This is a genomic window from Clostridium budayi, assembly GCF_055396605.1.
In genome coordinates, this window is sequence record NZ_AP042456.1 from 1,661,558 (window position 1) to 1,688,353 (window position 26,796).

The window sequence follows — 26,796 nt, forward strand, 5'->3', positions numbered from 1 at the left end:
CCCTATTTTGCTTTAAAAATTTTATCTAGAACTCCATTTATAAATGATACTGATTTTTCATCAGAATATCTCTTTGTTATTTCTAAAGCTTCGTTTATTGCAACCTTTTCTGGAACATCATTTAAATAATTCATTTCATAAACTGCAAGTCTAAGTATTGCAAGATTTACTTTTGATATTCTTTCAATTTTCCATTTTTGAAGATTATTTTTTATTAAAGTATCTATATCTTCTTTATTTTCTTCAACACCTTTTAAAACTTCTTTTATGTATTCTAAGTCAACTTCATTTATGTTACCTTCGTAATTATCAACGAATGTTTCTATAGCTTCCTCATGTGATTCCTTAGTTAACATTGTACTAAATATTAATTCCATTGCTTTTTCTCTTGATAATTTTCTGCTCATTTTTTCCTCCTAGTGATTCCTTATAATCTTATTATAGACTTATTCTAATAGTATTAAACATTATATATTCAAGCAAGGAAACACCCTCTGATTATCAGAGGGTGAGATTAAATTTCCTTTGATTCTTTTTCTGAATTCTTAGGTAGATATATGTTTTGAACATACACATCCACACTACTAACAACTAATCCTGTCATAGCCTCTACTGTCTTTTTAACATTTTCTTGAACTAAAGCTACAACATCTAGAATCTTAACACCGTATAATACTGTAAGATCCATTTCAATCTTAGCCCTATCTTCTTCAAGAGTTACTTTAACAGCTTTCCCTGATGTCTTCTTTCCTTTTAGTAGTTGTGAAATGTTATTTGTAACTCCATGTTGGAATTCCATAACACCTTCAATTTCTTCAGCTGCTATACCAGCAATAACTGAAACAACTTCATCTGAAATCTTTACGATTCCAACATTTTCATTATCGAAGCTTTCCATTAAATTCGACCTCCTAGGTTTTGCATATGCAAAACTATTTATCTTATGCTTATTATATCAAATATGATTTTACATTACAACGAATTTATTTCTTAACTTCTATAGAAACATCATTAATATTTGCAATATCTTGAACAATTTCTTGTATTTGAACGCTTGTTTTTTGATCAATTCCTTCTGTTCTTACATATATTTTTGCTTTAGTTCCTTCAATAGTGCATATTGCATCTTCTATTCCTTTATTCTTGATGCTTGTTTCAATTCTATTTTCATTATCTTTTTGTTTAGTTTTTTGTACTAATTCTTTTTGTGCACTAGCCTTTTGTTCTTTTGATGTATTTGCATCTGCAGCTATTGATTTTAAGTTAGCTATTGTTTCTTGATCTTTCTTTTCTTTGTCACTCTTTGAGTCATAGAAGAAATCATTTTGAGCTGATGTTTCTTCTTCATTCTCCTTTGCTTTTTCTTCATCATTTCTTGCTACTGCTTGACTTAATCCATCTGGATCATTTAGCCCTCCGTTATTAAGTTTTGTTGCCAAAAGACCAACACAAATTATTAAGCCAAGTAGTGTAAAGATAATTCCAAATTGTTTTTTGTTCATTTTTTTACTCCTCCCATTCTTTACTTATTGAATTATATGCTAACCATTCATAGGATATACATTAACCTTATCAACTGATATATTATATAAACTTGATACGGCTTTCTCTATGTTGTATTTCACCTTACTAACCTTTGCCCCCTCAGCTGCAATGATTATACCTTGTACTTTAGGCTTATATGTTTGAAGTACAAAAGGTTGGTTTCCATTTTCATCTGTTGACATTACTATTTTTGAACCATCATTCTTTTGTTCATTAACTCTCTTTCCACCTTCTTTATCTTCCTCTTCAGTAACTGAAGTTTGTGTATCTTTATCATAAGCTGGAACCTTTACTTCGCCACTTTCAAATGTAATTCGTACGCTTACCCTTCCAACTCCCTCAATTTCCTTTAGTATATTTGTAAGTTGCTCTTCTTGTTCTCTTTCATAATCATCTTTTACTTGCGTTTCTCTTTGAATATTTTCTTCTAAGCTTCCTGAAACCTCTGTTTCGTTAGATCCTCTAGCCTTTTGATTTTTTGAAGGATTAAAAATACTAAATGCTATTAAAATTACAGTAATTATTATTAAAATAGCTAATAATGTATTTACATTTTTATTTTTTAAAAAGTCATCTAATATTTTTTTTATTTTTTTCATATTCAAAGTTTATTTCCTCCTTTACTTCATTTTGTATATGTTAATCTTACTCTCACTTATTTCTAATTCAGATTTTAAAAAATTAACCACATCTTTATATTCTTCATTTTTATTTTCTTTTTTCTGACTTTCTTTACTAGTATCTATTTCCACCTTCTCTACATTAACAACTTTTTTAACTTTTTTGTCCTTTATATATACATTTATTGAAGATATATCGAATTTAACTCCCTTAAAATCAACATTGCAATCTACTTCACATTTAAACTCCATATCTTTAAACTCGTTCTTTAGCATATTTTCACAATTTTTATTAAAATTATTTTTAAAACTCTCTTCTCTTAATTTATTAGAGTCTACATTTATATCATTATCTGATTCTTTTTCTTTTAATTTTTTTTCATAAGAGCCTATAGAATTTTTAAGTTCATTTTCTCCTATATTAAAAAACTTCAGTATTGGATTTAATATAACAACTATAAGTATCAAACCAAGTACAAATTTCAAATATTTTTTCATACTATTATCAGGTGCAATAAGCTCTACTGCTGTAATAAGTATCATAGTAGTAACTAATGTTATTACAAACTCTTTTAAAGTTTCCATAAAACTCTAACCTCCTACTATAAATTTACCAGCTGATGCCATTATTCCAAGTAAAATAAAGAACATAAAGCTTACACTTATAACACATGATACTAAAAGTGTTAAAGCCTCTGATACTGATGATATTGCATTAGTTATTCTTTTATCACTTATAGGTTCTACTAAAGCCGATGACAATTTATAAATAAATGTCATAATTCCAAGTTTAACTATCGGATAAAGTATAACTAAAACAATAACTATTAATCCAACTCCTGTTATTGCATTTTTAATAATAAGTGAATAGCCAGCAACTGAAGTTATTGCATCAGAGAACGCTTTACCAACTATTGGTATAAAATTATCAACTGCAAATTTTGTTGTTTTTAATGCAACTGCATCCATTGTATCTGCTGTAATTCCTCTTATAGTCAATATTGCAATAAAAACCGTTATTATAACTCCTTGGAGTAATAAAATAGTCTGTTTCATCAATTTACACAAATTATCTATTTTATATTCTGTTGAAAGATTATTTGCAAATTGCATCACAAAACTTATAAGTATTAAAGGAATAATTATTGTTACGTAAATCTTAGGAATTAAAGTAACTGAAACTAAAATTATAGGATCTAGTGTTGCAGCTTGAACAAAACCCCCAGCTAAAGATATCATTGTAACTAATATAGGTAATAGAGCATTCATAAAGTTTGCGATCTCATTTATTGCATTTGTGGCAACTGAAAGTGCAATCAAAAAACTTTTTGATAGTATCATAATTAAAATTGAGTAACATGCAAAAAAAGCAATTTGAGATATATTATCATTTTTAAAAGCATCTTGAAGATTTTTAAGAAGTGAACATAATATTGCAATTACTATAACTGAAATTACTAGCTTTAATACACTTTTAACTTCCTTAAATAAAATACTTAATACTATTTTTGTAATAGTTTCAAAAGTAATATTTCCTTGTCCATTTTTTACATAACTTTTAAAGTACTCAACTGGATCTAATTCATTCATTAATTCAACATCTGTTTTCATCTTATTTATATAACTATATAAATTATTTAGACCTTCTTCTGCTTCTTTTCCTATTGTTTCTTCTGTAACATCATCTAAAATTTTTTCTTCACTCTTACTTTCTGCACTAGCTATACTTCCGTAAAATGTAGAACTAAATATTGGAATAAGTGAAAATACTATAGTTAATAATATTATTGTTATTGTTTTTTTATAACTTCTATTCATATCATTCACCTACAATATTTTCAATATAGAATCTAAAACTGCCATAAGAATTGGAATTGCTAATGCCAGTATCATTATTTTCCCTGCAAATTCAACTTTAGAACCTATAGTTCCAGCTCCAGCATCTTTGCATATCTCTGCAGCAAAGGAAGCAAGATATGCAATAGCTAGAATTTTCATTATTATTCCAATATAAATTGTGTCTATACCTGCTTTATTAGCTATTGTACTTAAAAAACTTATTATTTCTTGAAGTTCTCCTAATATAAATGTGAAGATTAAAACTCCTGCAATAAGCGCTACTAAAACAGCTATATCACTTCTTTTATCTTTGAAAAGTAAAAATATAAAAAGTGCAATAAGTGCAAAAGATACAACCTTTAATATAACCATAATAAAATCACCTATAACATAAATATAGTTCTAACTGATTGAAATAAATTCCCTATTAAAGAGACAATCATAAGTAATATAATAACTATTCCAGCTATATTTGTTATTACTGCTATATCATCCTTTCCACCACTTTTAAGCACCTTATCTAGTATTATTATTAACACGCCAATTCCGCCTATTTTAAGTAATAAACTTACGTCTAACATACCTTATCTTCCTCCAATCTTATAATAAAAATATAACTATCATAGCTCCAACACATATACCTAAATACCTATATAATTTCGTATTCTTTTTAGCAATTACTTCAGCATCTTTTATATTAAGCTTTAAATTTGCAATTACTAAATCAAACATTTTATCTTGTCCATATATTCCTAAGTCACCTAAAGATTTAAAAAAGTCACTTAAAATCCTCTCATCTTCTTCTAACAAATAATAATCTTCCTTATTCTTCTTATACTCTTGTTTAAATACTTCATATACACTTTCTCCATCACCTTTTAATAAAATATCAGATACATCTAAGAAAAGTTTATTAAATGGTTCTCTAGACTTTGTCCCAATTGAGAAAAGTGCTTCTGGTAATGGAGATAAGTTATATATAACTTCATTTTGTAAAAGTAGTATACTTTTTAATATTTCATTTAGTCTTTTATGTCTTTTTAAAAATTTATCTCCATACACATACCCCATAAAACAAAAAGACATAAAAATAAACATAAGTATTATTAACCTAAACATAAAATTCCACCTTCTTTGTTTACAGAATATATGTTTTCCACTGTCCCAACCCCATGTCTACTACTTAGTACTATCACTCTTTCTATTATTCCTAACCCAAATAATTCATTAAAAACATTTCTAGCTTTTATATCTTCTAAATTTGAACCGTGTACAGTCACAACTACATTAACTCCTGAATTAAATGCTGTATTTAAAGCCTTTATATCTTCAAAAGTTCCTATTTCATCACATATTAACACTTCTGGTGATAATGATCGTATAGCCATAAGCATACCTTCTGTTTTTAAACAATTATCTAATACATCTGTTCTTATTCCTAAATCCATTTGTGGTACTCCAAGATAACTAGCACCAATTTCGCTTCTTTCATCGATTATAGTTACTTTCTTTCCACTTAAATTTAAAGATTTATCACCTGTAGATATAACCCGTGCTACATCTCTAAGAATAGTAGTTTTACCACACTTTGGTGGAGATATTATTAGAGTATTTTTTACTACATCATTTTCCATAATATATTTAAGTATTTTTTTACTACATCCTAATATTTCTTTACATATTCTTATATTTATAGACGCTATATTTTTTATTGTTTTAACCTTATTATTTTCCATAACACATTCACCAGCTATTCCAACTCTATGACCACCCTTTAATGTTATGAAACCTTGCTTTATTTCTTCTTCATATGCATATATTGAATAATTAGATATTCTTTGAAGAATATATTTAATATCTTCTTTTGTAACATCGTAATATAGAACTATTTCTTTTTTATTTGTATATATAATTATAGGTTTATTTATTTTCAACCTAATTTCTTGTATGCTATTATCTTTATACTTACTTAACATACTAATTATTTTAGGTGGAAAAATATTTAAATACCTTTCATCTTTATCCATCCCACTTTTCCTCCTTAAATAGTAAAACTTAATTTATCTATATAATTAATATTTATTTCAACAAGTAATTATTACTCATTTTTATAAAAATATGTAAAATAGATATAAAAAAAAGAGCTTTGAAATCAAAACTCCTTTATAATTTACTTTATTATATTTTTATTGCAATACGGACAAGAAATATCATCATTGTTCTCTAATGCTGATGCCTCTATAAATATAGGCTTATTACAGTGAATACAATTTATTTCTTTATATTCATCTTCTATTTCGTTTAATTCTTCTAGTGAAACTTCCTCAAAAAGTTCCTCTTGTATCCCTGATAAATCATCATCTAAATATTCTAAATTTTCTTGTATAGTTTCTTGATTTATTGAAATCTCTTCTACTTTATTAGTTAATGCATCTAATGCTTTGCTTACTTTAAATAGTACTTCTTTATTTTCACTATCACACATTTTATCTATTAAACTATTTAGCTCTTGGATTTCTTTTCTTATATCATTCATATCAACACTTCCTTTTATATTAAAATTGCTAAGTTCTAAGAACTTAGCAATTAAATTATGGTATTAAACTCTTTCCATGTATTCCCCAGTTCTAGTATCGATTCTTATTGTATCGCCTTCGTTAACGAACATTGGAACGTTTATTACTGCACCAGTTTCAACTGTAGCTGGCTTTAAAGTATTTGTTGCAGTATTTCCTTTAACACCTGGTTCACTGTGTGTTATTAATAATTCAACAAAGTTTGGAGCTTCTACTGAGAAAGCATCTCCTTTGTAGAATTTGATAATAGCAAACATGTTTTCCTTTAAGTATTTTATAGCTTCTTCAACTTTTTCATAGTTTAAAGGAATTTGATCATATGTTTCTTGATCCATGAAGTAGTATAACTCTCCATCAGTGTATAAATATTGCATTTCTTTTCTTTCAATTACAGCTTCTTGGAACTTAGTTGTTGGGTTGAAAGTTGTTTCAGTAACCCCTCCTGATATAACGTTTCTTAATTTAGTTCTAACGAACGCTGCACCTTTACCTGGTTTAACGTGTAAAAAATCTACAACTGTGTAAACTTGTCCTTCATGTTCAAAAGTTGTACCTTTTCTTAAATCTCCTGCTGATATCATTAAATATCCCTCCAAAAGTATAAATTCAAATCCAAATGTATTATAATAACAATTTTTTATCATTTATAATCATAATTTGGTTTCTTCTGACATACAATGTTATTTTATCAAAACTCTTTATTAAATGCAATTATTAAAGGTTGTAATTTAACAGTATTTTTATAATAATAATCACTTTTCTTTATTATTATTGGATATTTTTATTATTTTTATACTACTTTAAACTAATATTTATATTGAAATTTCCATTTTCATACATAAAATTATAATTTATTATACTATATTTATTAATATTATTTAGTATATTTTCTATTTGTTTTTTATTTCCCTCTATATTTATATCTGCTATTACATTGCTATCTCTTCTATCAATCTTTTTTATATCAATTTCATTAAACTTCTTTAATTCATAAAAAACACTAGTTATTTCCTTTGTATCTTTATGATCTACTTTTTCTATATTAGGCTTATTATAAACTTCTTTTCTATTATTATTTAAAAAGAACATACCCTGAATTATAAAAAAACTTATTAATACTGTGTATATAATATATAAACGTCTCATTTAATCCCCCCCCCAATCTTTATAACATAATCTTTATCATTCCTATATATCTCTTGTACTTTAAAAATTTTATCTATATCATCTATATTCTTATAGTCTTCTAATACTATTTCACCTGTATTTTCATTTATGTTTGCTTTTTTACTGTATTTATCTATAAGATTTATATGCTCCAATAATTCATTATTTAAATTTTTATCATTATCTTCTATATAATTTAATATTTCATTATTTTTATCATTTATCTTATTAGATTTTTTTAATGAACTTAGATTAATAGGAAGTAATATTATGTTAACTACAAATAATAGTAAAACTCCTCGCTTTACACTATTTTTATTCTGTTTATCTTTAATCTTTATAAATTCATTTGGAATAAAGTTCTTATTCATTTACTTCTCCTTTCTCTAAAACTAATTCGTTCTTTGAAAAAGGGTATTTAAACTTCCCGTATACTGCATTATCTTCTGCTTTTAACATATTCCTATTTTTCACTATACTATTTTCTATAATATTCCCATTACTAACTTTAATATAATAATATTTTTCTTCAATACATATTATAGACTTAAATGTTTTGCTTTTTAATCTACTCATAATTAACTTAGTAAGTCTAAATTGAATAGGAATAATACTTAATTTATTTATATATTTTATAAATGGATGTATCTTATTTACTCCTTTTATTGCATATATAATAATCTTTTCTTCTTTTTTATCAACTACATAATGAAATAAATAATCTTCTTTATTAAATTCTTTCTTTATTTCTTGTTCTACATAATCTTCTATATTCTTTACCTTAATATACTTTATTTCTTTTATAAAAATTTCTTCATCCAGAATTAAAAATTTCCCCTTTTTCTTTTTGATTATTTCTTCTTTTATTTCATTTAAATTTCTTATTTCTTTTAATTTATAACTATCTTTATATACTATAATTTCTTTTTCTAGATTTATATTTATATTTAAAACCTCCTTTTTTGAAAAAGTATAATCACTTTTTTGTTATCTTTAGTTATAAATTCATAATCACAATAAATATATTGTTTTGTAGGTACTCCGGCGTATTCTAATTCAAAAAAATTATATTTTTTTATATATTTTATTTTAACTCCGTTTTTTGTATCTTCCTCGAAATCATTTTCTAATTGTTTTTCTAACAGATCTCCTTTTAAACCTAAGTATTCTTCCGCCTCCTTTATCTTATCTAACTCTTTATCACCTATATCTTTAATACTTTTAGAAATTTTATATTTATTACTTATTCCTAAATTCATTTTAATAATTTTACTACCACTTAAAATTATTAAAATAAATAGTAGCAATAGTGCCATTGCATTAATTAAAATATAACCTTTCTTTTTTATATACATATAAGATACTCCCTACTATCAATTTCTAAATTCATATATATAATATTATCTTTTTTAAAGAATTTACATTTAGATACATCTTTTAATATTAAATTAGATGTCTTTAAATCCCCATTTTCTTTAGAGTCAAAATAGTAATAGTAAACTTTAAGATCTTTTCCATTAAGTTTTATTTCCTTTCCATTTGTAAAAACAGTTGAAGATCCATTATTTTCTTCATTTTTAACTTCCTCAAAACCATCTTTTTCTTTTAAAATCCTTATATAACCATCCACAACTCTATATTTTGTATTATCTTTTTCATTAAATATTTTTCTCATATTTAAAATTGCATTATCTATTTCATCTTCTCTTTTTAATTTTTCTACCCTATATATTGAATATTTATATCCTTCAATAGACAAATTCATAATCATAAGAAGAATAATTGAGGAAATTAGAATATATGCTAAACATTCTATTAATGTATATCCTTTTCTTCTTTTCTTTTTTCCATCCAAAGTTCCTTTATCACCTCATATTTTAAAATATCTATATTTTCTTCTTTTAAAGTTAAATTAAGTTTCACACCATTTTCTATATTTTGTACTTTTTCTACTAAAACAAGCTTTTTACTACTTTCATCATTTATATTTAATATCTCTTCGTTTTTTAATCTATTATTAAAATCTTCACCTATATTAATATTTAATTTATTATTTATAAGCTTATTCTCTAAATCTTCTAATTTAACATTGAATTTTAACTCTAAAATAATATTATTTAATAATATACTGTTCTCTCGCGCCTTTTCTCTATCTGTAAATGAAATCATATCTCCTTTATTTATAGATAGAAATAGCATACATATTGTAGTTAGTATAAATATTGCTGCTAAACATTCAATAAGCATACTTCCTTTTTCTTTGGATCTATAATTTTTTCTTCTCAAAATTTATATAATCAACTCCAACTCTAATTTTAAAAAAATATTTTTCCTTATCTTTTGTATTCTCAAAAATCAAAGTTCCACTTTCTAACCTTCCATCTGACGAAACATGTATTTGCGTTTTCCCTACATTACTTATATACTCTGGAATTTCTATGCTACTTATTAACTTTAAATTCACTTGTGATTTTATTTTCTTATTAGAATTTTGTATTATTATTACAACAACTGAATCCCTATTTACAGCTTCCATTTTACTTTCTGATAGAAGGTGTTTAAAAGAAGCTATAAATTCTTCAATTTCTATGTCTCTTTGTATTTTTTTATAATAATTAGTGCTTGATATTCCAAATAATAAAATTATGCTAGTTATGCCAATAACCGCAATAATTTCTATTAGTGTAAATCCTTTGTCTTTCTTCATTTTATTCCTCCATACATTCCATCAAATATAGGAAGTACAAATATACTTATAAATAAAATTACTATAAAAGACATTACTATCATTATTGATGGTTGAATTAGTGATACAAGTTTTTTTAGTTTTTCAGTGCATCTTTTATTTAAAGTATTAGTTAAACTCTCTAATCTCTCATCTAAAGAACCACTTTCTTCTCCTAACTTAATCATGGCTATTGTATATTTTGATGGAGAAACAACTTCTTCTAGGACCTCTGATAATAAGCTCCCCTTTAAAATTTCTTTATTTAACTCTTTAAAAACTTTATCATTACTATCTTCTTCGCAATACTTAAGTGCTAATGATATATTAGTTCCACTTGAAACTATAACTTTTATTAATAAGATTATTTCATACTCTTTTATCTCATTTACTATTTTAAATTTACATAATATTTGTTTTGTAATTATTTTTATTCGTGATTTTAAAATGACTGCTGGAAGTAGCATTCCCCATAGCACAATATAAATAAGTGACATAACTGGGTTTTTATTTAGGTAATTTGAGGCTTTAATCAACATCTTAGTTATATTTGGTATATCCGCTCCCATTGATGAATATACATCACTTAAGCTTGGAATAATAAATATAAAGAATGTAATAGTTATAAAAAGCATTGCAGATATTAAAAATATAGGATATATAGATGCACTTATTATTTCTTTTTTCATATTATCTTTTCTTTTATAATATAAACTCATCTCTTTTAATATATAAGTTAACTTCCCTGTTTTTTCTCCAATAGAAATCATTCCAATTAAAAATATAGGGTATAAAGATTTAAATCTTGAAAAGCTTTCTCCTAAACTTTCTCCATATTCAATTTCATCTCTAATTATTTTTAAACTTTCCTTATAGTTCTTTTTTAATGGAAAATCATTTAGTAATTCTATAGCCTTTGTTATTTGTATTCCATCTTCATATAAATTAGCTAAATTCTCGCATATTATGCTTATATCATTAAATGAATGCTTCTTTATCATTTTCATATTTTAAAAGCTCTTCTCCTTCAATAAATCTATTATATTGATTAATACTTATATCACCTTCTAAAAGTAACTTTTTACACACATCAATCATTTGCTTATTAGATAAAAATTCTAAATTATTATTTATATTCTTTAAATAACCTTTCATATCTTCTCCAATATAATGAATAGCGCATACAAGTCTTCTTCCTTTTATACCTGTAAAATTACATTCTCTGCATCCTTTTTCTCTATAAATTTCTCTTTCTACTCCAAATATTTTAGTTTTATATTTTTCTTTGCAACTATCGCAAAGCTTTCCTATAAGCCTTTGAGAAATAGTTCCAACAAGAGAATCTTTTATTAAATAACTTTTTACTTTCATATCCTCTAATCTAAAAAATACTTCTCTTCCTGATTTTGTATGGATAGTTGAGTACACTTTATGCCCTGTAATTGCAGATCTTATAGCCATTTTAGCCGTTTCTTCATCCCTTATTTCTCCAACCATAATTACATCTGGGTCTTGTCTTAATGTATATTTTAATCCTTCCGCAAAATCAAAATTTATTTTACTATTTACATTCATTTGATTTATGCCACTAATTTCACATTCTATAGGATCTTCTATTGTCGTTATATTAATATCTTTATCTTTAATGCTAGAAAGTATGGAGTATAATGTTGTGGTCTTTCCACTCCCAGTTGGTCCACTAATTATTGTAATACCATTTTTTACATTTATTATTTTCTTTAAATCTTTAAATTGAGAATCTAGCAATTTTAAATTCTCTATTTTATAATCTAATTTTTCCTTATATAAAATTCTTATAACCATTTTTTCTCCGTTTAATGTTGGGATTGTAGAAATCCTACAATCAATGTTACCATCTTGAGTTTTTATATTAACTTTACCATCTTGAGGTCTTCTTTTTTCGGCTATATCCATATTACCTTTTAGTTTAATTCTAGATAATATTTGATTATAATCAGATATTTTTATCTTTCTAATTAGCGAAAGGTATCCATCTATTCTGGCTCTAACATTTACAGCTCCATCAAATATTTCAAAATGTATATCACTTACATTAGTCTTTATACATTCATTTATTATACTTTCTTCTAATGTAATATCTTTAACATCTGGATAAAGACAACTGTATAACATTTTAAACTCTTCTTTTTGTATTTCTTTAAATACAATATTTTTACCATATAAAAATTCTAAATACTTTTTATTATTTTCTTTTGTTCCGTAACTTAATACATATACAAAATTCTCTTCTTCATATAGTGGAATTATCTTAAGTTCATTTATTTTTTCTTTCGATAACTTACTAGCACATTCTAAATCTAATTTCTTTAAAATTTCCTTCATATTTCCACCTCACCTTAATCTTGTACACTTTTTCAAAATAATATACATCAAAATAAAAAATCATAAAAAAAAGCCTTGAATTATTCAAGACTTTTAATTTATTGATATAAAATTATACTCACCTGATTTATTTGTTAATATAGATACAGTGTCATCTTTATACGAAAATACATTTTCTTCTTTTAAAGAATCGTTACTTCCTATAAATAATAGCCCATTATTTTCACTTATAGATAATCCTTTATCTATATCTATTTTGCTTGGGAAAGAATATACTAATCTTTCGTAAGATTTATCTTTAATTTTATAAACTGAAGGATTATCTGCTATTGCAGTTCCAATTACATAGTAATTATTATTAAGATTTACTATATCTTTAACTTCCTTAAATTTATCTGATATCTCTTTAACTTTCTTATTTTCCTTATTTATAACTTTTAGCAGCGTTTCATCATTTGCTGTTTGTTGAAATATAAATATTTCATTATTATCACTTTTTAAAAATTCAACATATCCACCTTCTAATTTATATAGAAGTTCTTCTTTATTCGTCTTTACATCATAAGTAAATATTCCATTTACTCCATCATCTGATATTCCATAATATACTAAAGTATTACCATCAAACCAACTATATAAATTTCCTGATATAGCTACTTTAGAATTAATCTTAACTTCTATATTATCTTTTAATGATATTACTTTTAAAGAATATCCATTATTGTAAGACATATATGATAAATATTCTCCATTATTTGATAATTTTATATTACTATAATTATCATCTTCTATTTCTATATCTTTACCCTTATAATAAACATAATGTTTACCATCTTTAATAAAAATATAATTGCCACTTTCTTTATTAAAAGCTACTATAGAATTCTTATTATTTTTTATTGAAGTATATTTACCATCTGATAAATTTAAATTTTTATATTCTCCCTTTTCTTCTACTAACACTGCCCCATTTTGTACTTCTAATTGATCTACATTACCTGTTGTAATTCCTGTATTAGAAATTTTATTTTGACCACATGCCGTTAGAATAAATGAAAAACTTAAAACAATTAATATATATATTTGTCTTTTCTTTAAAACATTCATTCTAGTCCCTCTTTTTACTTATAAAATTTCACCTTTACAAATATATTCTGCATTACCTATCATATATATACCTTCTTCTCTTATTTCGATAGTAAGCTTTCCTCCTGGAAGTGTTGCCTCAACTGTATCATCTACTAAATCAAACATATTAAGTGCATATACAGTTGCACATGTACCAGTCCCACAAGCTAAAGTAGCACCAGCTCCTCTTTCCCATGTCTTTACATTTATATGTTTTCTATCTACTACTTCTGCAAAATTAACATTTGTTCCTTCTTTAAAATATTTAAATTTCTCTATTAAAGCACCTTCTTTAACATCAAAATCTCTATCTTCTTTTACTATTATAGTATGAGGTACCCCTACTAATAATGTTGTTAATTTATATTTTTTATCATCTATTTCAACTTCCTTATTTATTAATTTATCAATTTCAACTAAAGGTATATCAGAAGCTTCAAAAGACGGTTTACCCATATATACTCTAGCACCTGATATTTTGTTATTTCCCTCTATTAAAGTTATTTCTTTAACTCCATCGTCAGTCTCTACATCAAAATTTTTAGTTTTTACATATCCTTTATCATATATATATCTACCAAAACATCTAATAGCATTTCCACACATATTTGCTCTTGAACCGTCGCTGTTTATAATAGTCATTTTCATATTAGAATTGTTCCCTCTTCTAATTACTATTAATCCATCAGCACCAATTCCATAGTGTCTATCACATACTTTTTTTGCAATTTCAATTTCATTATCTAACATATTGTTTTCAAAATCTTCTATAAAAATAAAATCATTACCTATTCCTTGCATTTTAGTAAACTTCATAATAATTCCTCCTGTGACTAATCTTTATATATTAAATTGATTGTTGCCTTTATTTAGTGTTATACTATCCTTAAATTATACAAACGAAAGGATGATATATTTGGCACTAGATGGTATATTTTTAAATAATTTAATTACTGATTTAAAAGAGTATTTAGTAGATTCTAAAATAGATAAAATCAACCAACCTGAAAAGGATGAAATAATTTTAAGTTTAAGAAAAAATAGAACAAACTTCAAACTCCTTATCTCAGCTTCATCACAATTTTCTAGAATGCATATAACAAATATGCAAAAAGAAAACCCACTTAAAGCGCCACTTTATTTAATGGTTCTTAGAAAATATTTAGTATCTGGAATAATAACCGATGTTACTCAAAAATCAAATGATAGAATTGTAACACTTCACATTTCTTCTAGAGATGAACTTGGTTTTGATAGTAAATACTCTCTAATAGTTGAAATAATGGGAAGACACTCAAATATAACTCTTGTTAGAGAAAGAGATATGAAGGTTATGGAATCCATCAAACATATAACACCTGATATAAATAGTTTTAGAGTTTTATATCCCGGTGTTACTTACGTTTATCCACCAGAATCTTTAAAGCTTAATCCATTTAATTTTTCAAAAGATGAATTAATAAATGCTATAAAAGATTATAATAATACAATTGATGAAAATTTCTTCTTTAAAAACTTTACTGGAATTAGTAAACCTCTATCTAAAGAACTATATTTCAATCTTTCCAATTTTAATTATAACTTAAAGGAAGAAGAAAGGTTATACAAATTTGTTACAAATTTATTCGAAAATATAAAAAATAACCCTTCCTTCTATATATATGTAGATAATAATGGAATCTTTAAAGATTTTCATTCATTAGATTTTAAAACTTTTGATGAAAAATATACAAAATTACATTATAATAATCCATCAGAAATGTTAGATGAATTCTACTATATGAGAGATAAACAGGAAAGACTTCATTCTAGGTCACAAGATCTTCAAAAGCTTATTCATACAAATATTGAAAGATGTAATAAAAAAGAGAAAATTTTAAATAACACATTAGAAGATTGTTCTAAAAAAGATTTTTATAAAGTTAATGGAGATCTATTAACTTCATATGTTTATAGCTTTAAAAAAGGTGATTCATCTGTTGTTGTTCAAAACTTTTATGATGAAAATTTAGAAAATGTAGAAATCAAAATAAATCCTAATAAAACTCCTTCTGAAAATATTCAAATTTATTATAAAAAATATAATAAATTAAAAAAGGCTGAAGAAGAGGCTTATATTCAACTTGAAAAAAATGAAATGGAACTTGAATACTTAAATTCAGTTTTAACAAATATATTAAATGCTGAATCTTATGATGAAATTGAAGAAATAAAAAAAGAACTTATGGAAACTGGATATTTAAGATTTAAAAAATCTTCTTTAAAGAAAAAAAGTAAATCAAAACCTCTTCACTTTGTATCATCAGAAGGAATTGACATATATGTAGGTAAAAACAATTTACAAAATGATCACTTAAGCTTAAAGTTTGCAAATAAAAATTACATTTGGATGCACGCAAAAGATATGCCAGGGTCTCACGTAATTATATGTTCAACAGAGCTTCCTGATAAGACTATTGAAGAAGCAGCTGTACTTGCAGCTTATTATAGTAAGGCCAAAAATACATCAAAAGTTCCTATAGACTATACACTAGTTAAGAACTTAAAGAAACCAAACGGAGCAAAACCTGGCATGGTAATATATCATACTAACTGGTCAATGCTTGCTGAACCTAAAAACTTATCAAAACTTGATATAAAAAAATTATAATAAAAAAGCAACCAAAATTTTTTTGGTTGCTTTATTTTAATGAGTTTCATTTTTCTTTTCTCTAAGCATTAATTCTTTAACTGCAATTCTTGGGTCTTTACCTTCGAATAAAACACTATAAAGTGCATCTGTTATTGGCATACTAACTCCAATTTTGCTATTTAGTTCATGGAATGCTCTGCAGGCTTTAACACCTTCAACTATCATTCCAACTTCTTGTAATGCTTCATCTAATGAATACCCTTTTCCAATAAGTATTCCAGCTCTTCTATTTCTAGAATGCATTGATGTACAAGTAACTATTAAGTCTCCCATACCAGTAAGCCCAAAGAATGTCTCTTCTTTTCCACCAAGAGCTATACCAACTCTTGATATTTCTTTCATTCCTCTAGTCATAAGTGCAGCCTTAGTATTATCACCATAGCCTACACCATCACCAACTCCGGCTGCAAGAGCAATAATATTTTTAACTGCTCCTCCAATTTCAACTCCAATTATATCTTCATTAGTATATATTCTAAGACTATCTGTCATAAATAATTCTTGAACATTTTCTGCATACTTCATATTTTTTGAAGTTGATACTAAAGTTGTTGGTATAAGTTCTGCAACTTCTTCCGCATGACTTGGACCTGATAATATTACAACTGGATTTTCTGGAAGTTCTTCTTCTATAACTTCAGATAATCTTTTATTGCTATCTGCTTCAATTCCTTTTGCTATAGAAATAACTACTACGTCTTTATTTATCTTTCCTTTTAATGATTTAGTAACATCTCTTATTACATGAGAAGGGATAGCTAAAACTAAATAATCTATTCCTTCAATTGCTTCATCCATATTATTAAAGGCTTTTATATTTTTTTCTGGTATTACTAGGTCTTTAATATATTTATCATTTCTTTTGTTTATATTAATGTCATTACAAACATTAATATCTCTATCAAAGATGTTTACCTCATTTCCTTTTTTGCAAAGTTGAATTGCTAAGGCTGTACCAAAGCTTCCTCCTCCGATAAATGCTACTTTACTCATTTTACATTTTCCTTTCTCTATACTCTATTTGTATACCTGTTCCTTCAAAATCAAAGCTTTCTCTTAATTGATTTTCTAAGTATCTTTGGTATGAGAAATGCGTTGCACTTGGATCATTTACAAAGAAAATGAATTTAGGTGGTCTTGTTGCAACTTGAGTTGCATAATAAATTTTAAGTCTCTTAAGACCAACTATTGGTGGTTCTTTCATAAGTACTGCTCTATCTATTACATCATTTAAAATACCTGTTGATATTCTCTTTGAATAATTGTCATAACACATCTTTGCAACTTCAAGAATCTTATGTGTTCTTTGTCCTGTAAGTGCTGATATGAAGACATATGGAGCATAACTTAAGAATTTAAGCTTACTTTGTAATTCTTTTTTATACTTATCTAACGTTTTATCATCTTTTTCTATAAGATCCCACTTATTAACTACAACCATTATTGCTTTATTAAGTTCATGTGCATATCCTATTATCTTTTCATCTTGTTCTGTTACACCTTCTTGTGCATCGATCATAAGTATACAAACATCAGCTCTTTCAATTGCAGCATATGTTCTAATTACACTATATCTTTCAATTTCTTCTTTAACTTTGCTCTTTCTTCTAATACCTGCTGTATCTATAAGAATAAACTTATCATCACCATGTTCTAAATATGAATCAATTGCATCTCTTGTTGTACCTGCAACATCTGATACTATAACTCTATCTTCACCTAAAAGTTTATTTATAAGAGATGATTTACCTACGTTTGGCTTACCAATCATAGCTATTCTTATATATTCATCTTCTTCCTCTTCTAAATATGAGTTATCAAAGTTTTCTACAACTCTATCTAACATATCTCCAAGACCTAAGCCTTGAGCTGCTGATATTGTTATAGGATCTCCTATTCCTAAATTATAGAATTCCCAAGCATTGTCTTCTTCTTTTAAAGAATCTATTTTATTTACAACAAGAACTACTGGTTTCTTGCTTTTTCTAAGCATAGATGCAACTTCTCTATCAGCTGGTGTTAATCCTTCTTTACCATCAACGATAAATACTATAACGTCAGCTGTTTCTATTGCTATATTTGCTTGTCTTCTCATTTGCTTTACTATAATATCATTTCTTTCTGGTTCTATACCACCTGTATCTATCATAGTGAATGTATGTGTTAACCATTCAGCTTCTGCATATACTCTATCTCTTGTAACTCCTGGTGTATCTTGAACTATAGAAATTCTCTTTCCTGCTAATCTATTAAATAATGTAGATTTACCAACATTAGGTCTTCCTACCATTGCAACAATAGGTTTTGCCATATTATTACTCCTCCTGTTCCTATTTATATGTTATCTATAAAAACATAATCTATACTTTAAGTACTTAATACCGAAATTCCTCCAAAATATTAAGATAACTAATATATTAATTATTAGTAATTATAGAACTAATTATATATTTAAATAGTTTATCCAAAAAGTATTTATAAAAATCCTTTTTAATAAAATTTACTATTTATATGTTATTTTACTCTGTAATATTAATTTTTTACAAACTAATCTACCTTTTGTTATATTACATTAATATATGTTGTTAGTCAATAAATCTGCTTAAAAACACACTATCCTTTATAAATAAAAACCACACATTTTTATAGTGTGGCTTCAATTTATTCATTAAGATCAACATATTCACCATTTTTACTAAATATAATCCATTCACATATATTAGTTACATGGTCGCCTATTCTCTCTAAATATTTGCTAACAAATAAAAGCTTTGTTCCAACATCAACTTTTGTTTCATCATTTTTTATATAATTTATTGTATCTTTAAATACTTCCTTATATAATAAATCTACTTCATCATCTAATTTGCAAATATCATATGCCTTTTCTGCATCTCTTTCTTTAAAAGCTTCCATAGCTTCACTAATCATATTTTGTATTTTATCTTCCATAATCCAAAGCTTTTTTGCTTCACTTATATAAGTTTCATTTTCTGCTTCTTTTGCAAATTTACATATATCTACTGCATGGTCTGCCATTCTTTCAAGGTCTGTTACTATTTTAGATGCAGTAAATACTCTTCTTAAATCTTTAGCTAAAGGCTGTGATGTTGCTATAAATTTAATACATTCTTCTTCTATAACTTTTTGAAGATTGTCTACTTCATCATCCTTTTTAATAGTATTAGTTGCTAATTCATAATCCCTTTCTTTAAGTGCCCTCATACTATCTTTCAATTGTTCTTTAACAAGGTTTGCCATATTTATTAAGTTATGTTGTATAGCATCCGTCCTATATTTTTGCGATTCTCTTATCATATAATCACCCCTAAAATCTATTAACCAAATCTTCCTGTAATATAATCTTCTGTTCTTTTATCTTTTGGTCTATAGAATATATCTTCCGTTTTCCCATATTCTATAACTTCTCCATTTAAGAAAAATGCAGTTTTATCTGCTATTCTTCCTGCTTGTTGCATATTATGAGTTACTATTATAACTGTATAATCTTTTTTTAATTCATCTATTAATTCTTCAACTTTATTTGTTGAAATTGGATCAAGTGCTGATGTTGGTTCATCCATTAATATAACTTCTGGAGAAACTGCAAGAGTTCTTGCAATGCAAAGTCTTTGTTGTTGTCCCCCTGATAATCCCATAGCACTTTTTTTAAGTCTATCTTTTGTTTCTTCCCAAAGTGCTGCACCTTTTAAACTTTTTTCTACTATTTGATCTAATGTTTTCTTGTCTTTTATTCCATGTATTCTTGGCCCATAAGCTACATTATCATATATAGACATTGGAAATGGATTTGGTTTTTGAAATACCATTCCTATTCTTTTTCTAAGCATTATTTCATCATAATCATCAAATATGTCATTTCCTTCAAATAATACTTTTCCTTCTATTTTTACACTATCTATAAGATCATTCATCCTATTTATTGTTCTTAAAAATGTTGATTTTCCACATCCAGATGGTCCTATTAATGCTGTAACTTCATTTTTATTAAATTTCATATTTATATTTTTAAGTGCTTTATTAGTTCCGTAATAAAGATTTAAATTTTTAGTTTCTATAATACTCATATCTATCTTCCTCCTACTCACCACTATATGACTTTAACATTCTATTTCCAATTACTTTTGCAATCACATTAAAAAGTAATACCATTATTATAAGTACAGCTGCTGTTCCATTTGCTATTGCTGAAGCATCTGGCACAATACCTTCAGAATTTAACTTCCATATATGAACAGCTAAAGTTTCAGCTGGTCTAAATAAAGAAAATGCTGATGCCTTTCCTGTAATACTTATTTGATTGAAATTTAATGCACCTGAACTTAGTCCAGCTGTGTATAAGAATGCTGCTGCTTCTCCAAATATTCTTCCTGATGCTAATATTATTCCAGTTAATATGTCTCTCATAGCTGTAGGAAGAGTTACCTTTCTTATAGTTTGCCATTTACTAGCTCCAAGTCCTAATGATGCTTCTTTAACTCTTAAAGATGCAGATCTTATTGCATTTTCAGATATTCTAGTCATTGATGGTATATTTAATATACTTACAGATAATGCTCCTGCAATTATTGAATAACCAAACCCTGCCATATTTACAAATACTAATAGTCCAAACATACCTATTACTATTGAAGGAAGTGATGACGTTGTTTCTAATGAAAGTCTTATTATTCTAAGTACTAATCCTTCTTTTGCATATTCAGCTAAATATATACCAGCTCCTATACCAATAGGTACAGTTATTATAAGAGATACTATTAACATATATAATGAGTTAAATATTTGAGGCCCAATACCTCCACCTGCACTTGTCATACTTGGTTTTCCAAAGATAAATGAAGGAGTTATTATTCCTATTCCTTTATAAAAGATATATAAAATAAATGCTCCAAGTATACCTACAACTAAGAAGCTTATTATATATAAAATGACTGTAGCTATCTTATCAACTTTTTTTGCATCCATTTTAAATTCCTCCTTTTTCTATCTTTCTAACTATTAAAATAAATATAAATGATATAATTAATAATATTAATGCAAGTGTCCATAATGCATCATTCCATGCTGAACCTGTTACTGTATTTGCCATATCCATTGTTAATATACTAGTTAATGTCGCTGCTGATGAATTTAATCCATCTGGTATTTTAACTGCATTACCTATAACCATTTGCACGGCTAACGCTTCTCCAAAAGCTCTTGCAACTCCAAGTACAACTCCTGTAAGTATCCCTGATTTTGCTCCAGGTGTTATTACATTTTTAATTGTTTGCCATCTAGTAGCTCCAAGTCCATAAGATGCTTCTATATGCTCATTTGGAATGCCCTTAATCGCATCTATAGAAAGTGTTGCTATAGTTGGTAATATCATAAGTGCTAAAACTAACACTCCTGCTAAAAGCGAGAATCCTGCTCCACCAAAATGATCTTTTATAAATGGTACTAGTACTGAAACCCCAACCCATCCATATACTACAGATGGTATGCCAACTAATATTTCTAATGCAGGCTTTATTAATTTCTCTCCTAATCTCTTAGAAATAACATTAACAAATATACCAAGCGCAATAGCAACCGGAGCACTTAAAACTACTGCTCCAAGTGATACTAAGATTGAACCTAATATGAAGGCAAAAGCTCCAAATGATCCCGGGCTTCCAGATGGATTCCAGTTGTTAGTAAATAAAAATTCAACTAATCCATATTCTCCTTTAGTAAAAATTTGGATTCCTTTTGATCCTATAAAAAATATTATTGCTAATGTTATTATTATTATTAAAATTCCACAAAAACTAGAAAACCCTTTTCCTAAATATTCATTTAAAAACCTTTCTTTGAAACTTCTTTTCTTCATATTACTCATTCCTATCCATTACTATTTATGAATTTTCTTTTATTTCGCTCCCTTGAATTAATCCAAGATTTTCTATTGATTCCTTATTGTCTGAACTTCCTACAAAATCAATAAATTCTTTTGCTAATCCATTAGCTTCTCCTTTAGTGTACATATGTCCCCATGACCAGAAATCATATTTTCCATCTTTAATATTTTGAACTGTTGCTTCCTTTCCATCTATTGAAACTAAGCTTAATGTATTTTTAGCTTCTTCATTATTCATATATGAAAGTGCTACATAACTTATTGCTCCGCCATTTTTCTTCATAGCAGTTAAAACTGCCCCATTACTATCTTGAGTTGCTCCAATTGAATCATTTTCTAATTCTTTCTTTCCATCTAATACTTTTTCTACAAAAGTTGCTCTTGTTCCTGATGATGCTGGTCTATGAATAACTAGTATTTCCATATCCTTTCCACCAACTTCTTTCCAGTTTTTAACCTTACCTGAAAAAATATCTTTTATTTGTGCCTTAGTAAGGTTTGTTATTCCTGATTCTTTATTTACTACTATTCCAAATCCTTGTGCTATTACTTTATGGTCAACTAACTCTTTTGCTTGCTCTGCTGTTAACTTATCTTTTGCATATACATCCGAATTTCCTATATTTACAGTTCCATCTAACACTTGTGTTAATCCAGTTCCAGATCCTCCAGCTTGGGCATTTATTGTGTTTCCTGGTTTCATTTCATTAAATTTCTCTATTGATTGTTCCATTAAAGGAAGCATGGCTGATGATCCACTTATAGTTATTGTGCTTCCAGCTTCTGATCCTTGATTAGAGTTTCCACAACCTACAAATACTCCTCCTACCATAGTTACCATTAAAGCACTAATTAACATTTTAAAACTTTTCTTCTTCATAAATTTAATAACCTCCACATATTTATTAATTGACTATGATTCTATAATATCTTTTGAAGGTTAAGTGATTATTATACTAAAGTTAATCTATATTATTATATTGTTAAATAAATTTAACACTGATTGTACAGATTTATTATTGTGTATGTAACCTATATATTAATTAGGAATAAAAAAGAAGCACTAATTTGTGCTTCTTTTTTATAGATGTTTTATTTTAAAAACAAATTCACTACCTTTATTAAGTTCTGATTTAACTTCTATATCTCCACCAAAACTCTTAACTATATGTTTAACTATAGCAAGCCCAAGACCTGTTCCCCCTGATTTTCTTGCCTTATCAACTCTATAGAATCTTTCAAAAATTCTTGGAAGATCTTCTTCTGGAATTCCTATACCAGTATCTTTTACTTTTAATATATAATTTTCATCATCATTATAGCTAGTAACAATTACACTATCGCCTTCATTTGAATATTTTATTCCATTTTCAATTATATTAAGTGCTACTTGGAAGAACTTATCTCTTTGACCTAATATATAACTTTTGCTATTACTTTTAAACGTTAAATTAATTGATTTTTTTATAGCTTGGTTTTGTAATATATTTATTACTTCACAAACTATATCATCCGGCACAAATTCTTCAAGTTTTTCTATATTGTTACTTTCTAAATTTGATAATACTAATATATCATTAATAAGTCTTGTAAGACGTTCTGATTCCTTATCAATTATATCTAAAAAATTATTTTTAGTTTTTTCATCATCTACATATCTTAAAGTTTCAGCAAAACCTTTTATTGATGTAAGAGGTGTTTTTAACTCATGAGATACATTTGCAACAAATTGACTTCTTATATTTTCAAGCCTTTTCATTTCTGTTATGTCTTGAATTGCAATAACTTTGCCTATTTGTTTATACCCATTTATAGCAGTAGCTTTTTTTATTTTTAAAAATCTTCTCATAGGTTTTTTTATTTTTACTTCAACTTCATTTTCATCATCATTTTCAAAAATATCATAAACATTTTTATCTTCTATACAATTTTTGAGTTTTTCTCCTGTAACATCTCTTGTTATTCCAAAAATTCTTTTAGCATATGGATTTATAGTTATAATCTCTTCATTATTATCTACTGCTATAACTCCACTTTGCATACTTTTTAAAATAGCTTCTAATCTATTTTGTTTATCTACAACTTCATTTATTTTGCTTTGAAGCTGATCTGTCATATTATTAAAAGTCTTTCCGAGCTGACCTAGTTCATCATTTGAATTCATGTTTACCCTAGTTTGAAGATTTCCATTTGCAATTTTTGATGTTACATATTGAAGATGCTTTACTGGATCCACTATTATTCTTACAAGCTTAAGTGCTAATGCTATTGATAATAATAATACAATTATCATAGCACCTACATAAAACTTTACATTGTTTCCATAAAATATTTTTATGCTTGGTTCTGGCACTCCTGTTCTTATTATTGTACCATCTTTTAATTTAGTCGCACAATATATCATATCACTTTTTAGGGCATTACTTTTTCTATTTACATAACCAATATCATTTTCTCTAGCTAGTTTTATTTCATCTTTATTTGAATAATCTATACCTTTTTCATCTGCAGTATCATATATAACTTTATTATATTTATTTATAATAGTTACTCTAACTTCTGTATTATTAATTTTAAAATCTTTAAAATCATAGTCATTATTGATTATAAGTTTAGATATTATTTCATTATAATGTTTTAAGATTCCCTTAGTATTTTCTACTTCTTGAATACTAGAAAGTGCCATAAAAGATGTTGTTATTATAACTAAAGCAAAAATTACGGTAATAATTACGGATGTTACTATTTTCTTTTTCATATTTTTTACCCATTAAACCTATAGCCAACACCTCTTATAGTTTCTATAAGTTTTGGTGATTTATCATCTTCTTCAATCTTTTTTCTTAAATATCTTATATGGACATCTACAGTTCTAGTTTCGCCAATATATTCATATCCCCAAATTTTATCTAGAAGAACCTCTCTTTTTAGAATTTTACCTTTATTTTTTATAAGTATTTCTAAAAGCTCAAATTCTTTAAGCGTCATATCTATTCTTTCATTATTTATTAAAACTTCATGTCTTTCAAAGTCTACTTTAAGTCTATTATTATCATACTGTTCTTCCTCTTTTTCATGCTCATTTATAGAGCTTCGTCTAAGTACAGCTTTCACTCTAGCAAGGAGTTCTCTTACTGAGAAAGGCTTTGTTATATAATCATCAGCTCCAAGTTCTAGACCTAATATTTTATCAAGTTCTTCCCCTTTTGCTGTAAGCATTATTATTGATGTATTTTTTGTTTCTTTATCTCTTTTTATTTCTTTACATACATCATATCCATCCATTCCTGGAAGCATTAAATCTAAAAGCACAAGAGATGGTTTTTCAGACTTTACAAATTTTACAGCCTCAATACCATTATTTGCAGTTATAACATCATATCCCGCATTTTTTACGTTGAACTTTAAAAGTTCTAATATATGTTCTTCATCATCAACTATTAATATTTTTTCTTCGGCCAAAATTATTCCTCCCCTATTTAAGTATGGCAAATGAAAATAATCTTCCATATGATCCTTCTGATTTTCTATATGAATGTAATTTGATATTAGTGCTACAATATGTACATTCATTTAAAGTAAATATGTTTTCACCTAGAACCCCTGAATCTATAGCATTTTTTTCTATACATGCTTCTAAATTTAAATTCCTACCAGTAAATAAAATGTCTTCTTTTATATTCATCTTTTCTAAAAACTTAGTTTTAAGATCTTCTGATACTTCATAACAGCATTTTCTTATATGAGCTCCAATATATATTTTTGTATATTTATGATCTACTCCATATTCTTTTTTCATTTTATCTAAAGCAATTTTAGTGATTGTATTAAATGTTCCTTTCCAGCCACTATGTACGGCTCCAATCACCCCATTAACTTCATTAACTATAATAACCGGAACACAATCGGCAGTAAAAACTCCAATTGCTACATTTCTTTCATTCGTAATTATTCCATCTCCATCATTTTCTATGAAATTATCTTCATTTTTGTAAGCATATACTTTATCTGAATGAACTTGATTTAAATATAAGACTTTTTTCACATTAAAATCGTCTATTATACTATTTAATGCTTCCTTTCCATCATCAGTATTTCTATTAAAGCTTCTATTATCTAATGCAGTTGAAAAAATAACTTTTGATTTATCATTATCTAAAACTAAAAAATCTTTTTTTGAATTTAAGCTTTCCTTTATTATTACGTTCATTTAATTCCCTCCATCCTTATTTAATACT

General features: G+C 26.5%; 34 protein-coding genes. 1 reads left to right on the forward strand and 33 read right to left on the reverse strand.

Annotated features, from left to right (window positions below; all coding sequences use genetic code 11):
* Nucleotides 1–2: 2 nt before the first annotated feature.
* The 23 genes from nusB to dapF all read right to left on the reverse strand — a co-directional run bounded on the left by nusB (nt 3) and on the right by dapF (nt 14,780).
* Nucleotides 3–407 carry a transcription antitermination factor NusB gene (nusB, locus tag ACZ5TJ_RS07845; protein WP_045726348.1) on the reverse strand — a complete coding sequence of 135 codons (405 nt, stop codon included), beginning with the start codon at nt 405–407 and terminating at the stop codon, nt 3–5.
* Between the two features lie 107 nt (nt 408–514).
* Nucleotides 515–898, reverse strand: a complete 384-nt coding sequence (locus tag ACZ5TJ_RS07850) for an Asp23/Gls24 family envelope stress response protein (RefSeq protein WP_338586259.1) — start codon at nt 896–898, stop codon at nt 515–517.
* Nucleotides 899–983: 85 nt separating this feature from the next.
* Entirely contained in the window at nt 984–1,502 is a 519-nt protein-coding gene (locus ACZ5TJ_RS07855; protein ID WP_055206716.1) for a SpoIIIAH-like family protein, read from the reverse strand.
* A gap of 39 nt (nt 1,503–1,541) precedes the next feature.
* Nucleotides 1,542–2,144, reverse strand: a complete 603-nt coding sequence (spoIIIAG, locus tag ACZ5TJ_RS07860; protein ID WP_278677117.1) for a stage III sporulation protein AG — start codon at nt 2,142–2,144, stop codon at nt 1,542–1,544.
* 21 nt (nt 2,145–2,165) lie between these two features.
* Nucleotides 2,166–2,750, reverse strand: a complete 585-nt coding sequence (gene spoIIIAF / locus ACZ5TJ_RS07865) for a stage III sporulation protein AF (RefSeq protein WP_338586262.1) — start codon at nt 2,748–2,750, stop codon at nt 2,166–2,168.
* Between the two features lie 6 nt (nt 2,751–2,756).
* Nucleotides 2,757–3,983 carry a stage III sporulation protein AE gene (gene spoIIIAE, locus ACZ5TJ_RS07870; RefSeq protein ID WP_464198544.1) on the reverse strand — a complete coding sequence of 409 codons (1,227 nt, stop codon included), beginning with the start codon at nt 3,981–3,983 and terminating at the stop codon, nt 2,757–2,759.
* Between the two features lie 9 nt (nt 3,984–3,992).
* Nucleotides 3,993–4,376, reverse strand: a complete 384-nt coding sequence (spoIIIAD, locus tag ACZ5TJ_RS07875) for a stage III sporulation protein AD (protein ID WP_055206719.1) — start codon at nt 4,374–4,376, stop codon at nt 3,993–3,995.
* Between the two features lie 11 nt (nt 4,377–4,387).
* On the reverse strand, nt 4,388–4,585 hold the full coding sequence (spoIIIAC, locus tag ACZ5TJ_RS07880) for a stage III sporulation protein AC (RefSeq protein ID WP_039315848.1): 198 nt from the start codon (nt 4,583–4,585) through the stop codon (nt 4,388–4,390).
* A gap of 19 nt (nt 4,586–4,604) precedes the next feature.
* The gene (locus ACZ5TJ_RS07885; protein ID WP_464198547.1) at nt 4,605–5,123 is read right to left on the reverse strand and encodes a stage III sporulation protein SpoIIIAB; all 519 of its coding nucleotides are present in this window, start codon (nt 5,121–5,123) and stop codon (nt 4,605–4,607) included.
* Nucleotides 5,111–6,031, reverse strand: coding sequence for a stage III sporulation protein AA (spoIIIAA, locus tag ACZ5TJ_RS07890; protein ID WP_464198550.1), 921 nt, complete (start codon nt 6,029–6,031; stop codon nt 5,111–5,113). The genes ACZ5TJ_RS07885 and spoIIIAA overlap by 13 nt, the downstream gene beginning before the upstream one ends.
* Nucleotides 6,032–6,174: 143 nt before the next feature.
* Nucleotides 6,175–6,540, reverse strand: coding sequence for a CD1247 N-terminal domain-containing protein (locus ACZ5TJ_RS07895; protein ID WP_464198552.1), 366 nt, complete (start codon nt 6,538–6,540; stop codon nt 6,175–6,177).
* Between the two features lie 63 nt (nt 6,541–6,603).
* On the reverse strand, nt 6,604–7,161 hold the full coding sequence (efp, locus tag ACZ5TJ_RS07900) for an elongation factor P (RefSeq protein WP_039315840.1): 558 nt from the start codon (nt 7,159–7,161) through the stop codon (nt 6,604–6,606).
* Between the two features lie 214 nt (nt 7,162–7,375).
* Entirely contained in the window at nt 7,376–7,726 is a 351-nt protein-coding gene (locus ACZ5TJ_RS07905; RefSeq protein WP_464198555.1) for a hypothetical protein, read from the reverse strand.
* Entirely contained in the window at nt 7,723–8,118 is a 396-nt protein-coding gene (locus ACZ5TJ_RS07910; RefSeq protein WP_464198557.1) for a hypothetical protein, read from the reverse strand. Before ACZ5TJ_RS07910 ends, ACZ5TJ_RS07905 begins: the two co-directional genes overlap by 4 nt.
* Entirely contained in the window at nt 8,111–8,323 is a 213-nt protein-coding gene (locus tag ACZ5TJ_RS07915; protein ID WP_464198559.1) for a hypothetical protein, read from the reverse strand. The genes ACZ5TJ_RS07910 and ACZ5TJ_RS07915 overlap by 8 nt, the downstream gene beginning before the upstream one ends.
* 371 nt (nt 8,324–8,694) lie before the next feature.
* Entirely contained in the window at nt 8,695–9,102 is a 408-nt protein-coding gene (locus ACZ5TJ_RS07920; RefSeq protein ID WP_464198561.1) for a hypothetical protein, read from the reverse strand.
* Nucleotides 9,093–9,602: a prepilin-type N-terminal cleavage/methylation domain-containing protein gene (locus tag ACZ5TJ_RS07925; protein ID WP_464198563.1), complete on the reverse strand. Its 510-nt coding sequence runs from the start codon at nt 9,600–9,602 to the stop codon at nt 9,093–9,095. Before ACZ5TJ_RS07925 ends, ACZ5TJ_RS07920 begins: the two co-directional genes overlap by 10 nt.
* Nucleotides 9,563–10,033: a type IV pilus modification PilV family protein gene (locus ACZ5TJ_RS07930; protein WP_464198565.1), complete on the reverse strand. Its 471-nt coding sequence runs from the start codon at nt 10,031–10,033 to the stop codon at nt 9,563–9,565. Before ACZ5TJ_RS07930 ends, ACZ5TJ_RS07925 begins: the two co-directional genes overlap by 40 nt.
* The gene (locus ACZ5TJ_RS07935; RefSeq protein ID WP_464198567.1) at nt 10,014–10,454 is read right to left on the reverse strand and encodes a pilus assembly FimT family protein; all 441 of its coding nucleotides are present in this window, start codon (nt 10,452–10,454) and stop codon (nt 10,014–10,016) included. The genes ACZ5TJ_RS07930 and ACZ5TJ_RS07935 overlap by 20 nt, the downstream gene beginning before the upstream one ends.
* Nucleotides 10,451–11,479 carry a type II secretion system F family protein gene (locus ACZ5TJ_RS07940; RefSeq protein WP_464198569.1) on the reverse strand — a complete coding sequence of 343 codons (1,029 nt, stop codon included), beginning with the start codon at nt 11,477–11,479 and terminating at the stop codon, nt 10,451–10,453. The genes ACZ5TJ_RS07935 and ACZ5TJ_RS07940 overlap by 4 nt, the downstream gene beginning before the upstream one ends.
* Complete coding sequence (locus ACZ5TJ_RS07945) at nt 11,451–12,836, reverse strand: GspE/PulE family protein (RefSeq protein ID WP_464198571.1); 1,386 nt, start codon at nt 12,834–12,836, stop codon at nt 11,451–11,453. The genes ACZ5TJ_RS07940 and ACZ5TJ_RS07945 overlap by 29 nt, the downstream gene beginning before the upstream one ends.
* Nucleotides 12,837–12,929: 93 nt before the next feature.
* Nucleotides 12,930–13,943: a hypothetical protein gene (locus ACZ5TJ_RS07950; protein ID WP_464198573.1), complete on the reverse strand. Its 1,014-nt coding sequence runs from the start codon at nt 13,941–13,943 to the stop codon at nt 12,930–12,932.
* 18 nt (nt 13,944–13,961) lie between these two features.
* Complete coding sequence (gene dapF / locus ACZ5TJ_RS07955; RefSeq protein WP_464198575.1) at nt 13,962–14,780, reverse strand: diaminopimelate epimerase; 819 nt, start codon at nt 14,778–14,780, stop codon at nt 13,962–13,964.
* A 100-nt stretch (nt 14,781–14,880) separates the two neighbouring features.
* On the opposite strand from dapF, the gene ACZ5TJ_RS07960 reads away from it, so the two are divergent.
* Entirely contained in the window at nt 14,881–16,614 is a 1,734-nt protein-coding gene (locus ACZ5TJ_RS07960) for an Rqc2 family fibronectin-binding protein (RefSeq protein WP_464198577.1), read from the forward strand.
* Between the two features lie 36 nt (nt 16,615–16,650).
* On the opposite strand, the gene ACZ5TJ_RS07965 is transcribed toward ACZ5TJ_RS07960, so the two are convergent.
* From ACZ5TJ_RS07965 to pgeF, 10 genes are all read right to left on the reverse strand, one after another.
* Entirely contained in the window at nt 16,651–17,649 is a 999-nt protein-coding gene (locus tag ACZ5TJ_RS07965; RefSeq protein WP_464198579.1) for an NAD(P)H-dependent glycerol-3-phosphate dehydrogenase, read from the reverse strand.
* Between the two features lies 1 nt (nt 17,650).
* Nucleotides 17,651–18,967 carry a ribosome biogenesis GTPase Der gene (gene der, locus ACZ5TJ_RS07970; RefSeq protein ID WP_464198581.1) on the reverse strand — a complete coding sequence of 439 codons (1,317 nt, stop codon included), beginning with the start codon at nt 18,965–18,967 and terminating at the stop codon, nt 17,651–17,653.
* Nucleotides 18,968–19,317: 350 nt separating this feature from the next.
* Nucleotides 19,318–19,974: a phosphate signaling complex protein PhoU gene (gene phoU / locus ACZ5TJ_RS07975; RefSeq protein WP_045726371.1), complete on the reverse strand. Its 657-nt coding sequence runs from the start codon at nt 19,972–19,974 to the stop codon at nt 19,318–19,320.
* Between the two features lie 20 nt (nt 19,975–19,994).
* Nucleotides 19,995–20,744: a phosphate ABC transporter ATP-binding protein PstB gene (gene pstB, locus ACZ5TJ_RS07980; protein ID WP_464198583.1), complete on the reverse strand. Its 750-nt coding sequence runs from the start codon at nt 20,742–20,744 to the stop codon at nt 19,995–19,997.
* A 13-nt stretch (nt 20,745–20,757) separates the two neighbouring features.
* Nucleotides 20,758–21,642: a phosphate ABC transporter permease PstA gene (gene pstA / locus ACZ5TJ_RS07985; protein ID WP_464198585.1), complete on the reverse strand. Its 885-nt coding sequence runs from the start codon at nt 21,640–21,642 to the stop codon at nt 20,758–20,760.
* Nucleotide 21,643: 1 nt separating this feature from the next.
* Entirely contained in the window at nt 21,644–22,531 is an 888-nt protein-coding gene (gene pstC / locus ACZ5TJ_RS07990) for a phosphate ABC transporter permease subunit PstC (protein ID WP_464198587.1), read from the reverse strand.
* Nucleotides 22,532–22,556: 25 nt separating this feature from the next.
* The gene (locus ACZ5TJ_RS07995; RefSeq protein ID WP_464198589.1) at nt 22,557–23,438 is read right to left on the reverse strand and encodes a phosphate ABC transporter substrate-binding protein; all 882 of its coding nucleotides are present in this window, start codon (nt 23,436–23,438) and stop codon (nt 22,557–22,559) included.
* 201 nt (nt 23,439–23,639) lie between these two features.
* Nucleotides 23,640–25,316: an ATP-binding protein gene (locus tag ACZ5TJ_RS08000; protein ID WP_464198591.1), complete on the reverse strand. Its 1,677-nt coding sequence runs from the start codon at nt 25,314–25,316 to the stop codon at nt 23,640–23,642.
* Between the two features lie 5 nt (nt 25,317–25,321).
* The gene (locus tag ACZ5TJ_RS08005; protein WP_464198593.1) at nt 25,322–26,020 is read right to left on the reverse strand and encodes a response regulator; all 699 of its coding nucleotides are present in this window, start codon (nt 26,018–26,020) and stop codon (nt 25,322–25,324) included.
* Between the two features lie 13 nt (nt 26,021–26,033).
* A complete protein-coding gene (gene pgeF / locus ACZ5TJ_RS08010) occupies nt 26,034–26,768 on the reverse strand; it encodes a peptidoglycan editing factor PgeF (RefSeq protein WP_464198595.1) in 735 nt (244 codons plus the stop codon).
* Nucleotides 26,769–26,796 lie beyond the last annotated feature (28 nt).

Excerpts from the sequence above, each read along its gene's own strand:
- pstC (WP_464198587.1), bottom strand. The coding sequence starts at position 22,531 with ATGAAGAAAAGAAGTTTCAAAGAAAGGTTTTTAAATGAATATTTAGGA.
- ACZ5TJ_RS07965 (WP_464198579.1), bottom strand. The coding sequence starts at position 17,649 with ATGAGTAAAGTAGCATTTATCGGAGGAGGAAGCTTTGGTACAGCCTTA.
- ACZ5TJ_RS07885 (WP_464198547.1), bottom strand. The coding sequence starts at position 5,123 with ATGTTTAGGTTAATAATACTTATGTTTATTTTTATGTCTTTTTGTTTT.
- ACZ5TJ_RS07850 (WP_338586259.1), bottom strand. The coding sequence starts at position 898 with ATGGAAAGCTTCGATAATGAAAATGTTGGAATCGTAAAGATTTCAGAT.
- pstB (WP_464198583.1), bottom strand. The coding sequence starts at position 20,744 with ATGAGTATTATAGAAACTAAAAATTTAAATCTTTATTACGGAACTAAT.
- nusB (WP_045726348.1), bottom strand. The coding sequence starts at position 407 with ATGAGCAGAAAATTATCAAGAGAAAAAGCAATGGAATTAATATTTAGT.
- efp (WP_039315840.1), bottom strand. The coding sequence starts at position 7,161 with ATGATATCAGCAGGAGATTTAAGAAAAGGTACAACTTTTGAACATGAA.
- ACZ5TJ_RS07915 (WP_464198559.1), bottom strand. The coding sequence starts at position 8,323 with ATGAGTAGATTAAAAAGCAAAACATTTAAGTCTATAATATGTATTGAA.
- pgeF (WP_464198595.1), bottom strand. The coding sequence starts at position 26,768 with ATGAACGTAATAATAAAGGAAAGCTTAAATTCAAAAAAAGATTTTTTA.
- ACZ5TJ_RS07950 (WP_464198573.1), bottom strand. The coding sequence starts at position 13,943 with ATGAATGTTTTAAAGAAAAGACAAATATATATATTAATTGTTTTAAGT.
- ACZ5TJ_RS07995 (WP_464198589.1), bottom strand. The coding sequence starts at position 23,438 with ATGAAGAAGAAAAGTTTTAAAATGTTAATTAGTGCTTTAATGGTAACT.
- ACZ5TJ_RS07935 (WP_464198567.1), bottom strand. The coding sequence starts at position 10,454 with ATGAAGAAAGACAAAGGATTTACACTAATAGAAATTATTGCGGTTATT.
- spoIIIAC (WP_039315848.1), bottom strand. The coding sequence starts at position 4,585 with ATGTTAGACGTAAGTTTATTACTTAAAATAGGCGGAATTGGCGTGTTA.
- ACZ5TJ_RS07940 (WP_464198569.1), bottom strand. The coding sequence starts at position 11,479 with ATGAAAATGATAAAGAAGCATTCATTTAATGATATAAGCATAATATGC.
- dapF (WP_464198575.1), bottom strand. The coding sequence starts at position 14,780 with ATGAAGTTTACTAAAATGCAAGGAATAGGTAATGATTTTATTTTTATA.
- der (WP_464198581.1), bottom strand. The coding sequence starts at position 18,967 with ATGGCAAAACCTATTGTTGCAATGGTAGGAAGACCTAATGTTGGTAAA.
- ACZ5TJ_RS07895 (WP_464198552.1), bottom strand. The coding sequence starts at position 6,540 with ATGAATGATATAAGAAAAGAAATCCAAGAGCTAAATAGTTTAATAGAT.
- ACZ5TJ_RS07910 (WP_464198557.1), bottom strand. The coding sequence starts at position 8,118 with ATGAATAAGAACTTTATTCCAAATGAATTTATAAAGATTAAAGATAAA.
- spoIIIAG (WP_278677117.1), bottom strand. The coding sequence starts at position 2,144 with ATGAAAAAAATAAAAAAAATATTAGATGACTTTTTAAAAAATAAAAAT.
- spoIIIAF (WP_338586262.1), bottom strand. The coding sequence starts at position 2,750 with ATGGAAACTTTAAAAGAGTTTGTAATAACATTAGTTACTACTATGATA.
- pstA (WP_464198585.1), bottom strand. The coding sequence starts at position 21,642 with ATGGATGCAAAAAAAGTTGATAAGATAGCTACAGTCATTTTATATATA.
- spoIIIAE (WP_464198544.1), bottom strand. The coding sequence starts at position 3,983 with ATGAATAGAAGTTATAAAAAAACAATAACAATAATATTATTAACTATA.
- spoIIIAD (WP_055206719.1), bottom strand. The coding sequence starts at position 4,376 with ATGGTTATATTAAAGGTTGTATCTTTTGCACTTATTGCACTTTTTATA.
- ACZ5TJ_RS07920 (WP_464198561.1), bottom strand. The coding sequence starts at position 9,102 with ATGTATATAAAAAAGAAAGGTTATATTTTAATTAATGCAATGGCACTA.
- ACZ5TJ_RS08000 (WP_464198591.1), bottom strand. The coding sequence starts at position 25,316 with ATGAAAAAGAAAATAGTAACATCCGTAATTATTACCGTAATTTTTGCT.
- ACZ5TJ_RS07855 (WP_055206716.1), bottom strand. The coding sequence starts at position 1,502 with ATGAACAAAAAACAATTTGGAATTATCTTTACACTACTTGGCTTAATA.
- ACZ5TJ_RS07945 (WP_464198571.1), bottom strand. The coding sequence starts at position 12,836 with ATGAAGGAAATTTTAAAGAAATTAGATTTAGAATGTGCTAGTAAGTTA.
- ACZ5TJ_RS07905 (WP_464198555.1), bottom strand. The coding sequence starts at position 7,726 with ATGAGACGTTTATATATTATATACACAGTATTAATAAGTTTTTTTATA.
- spoIIIAA (WP_464198550.1), bottom strand. The coding sequence starts at position 6,031 with ATGGATAAAGATGAAAGGTATTTAAATATTTTTCCACCTAAAATAATT.
- phoU (WP_045726371.1), bottom strand. The coding sequence starts at position 19,974 with ATGATAAGAGAATCGCAAAAATATAGGACGGATGCTATACAACATAAC.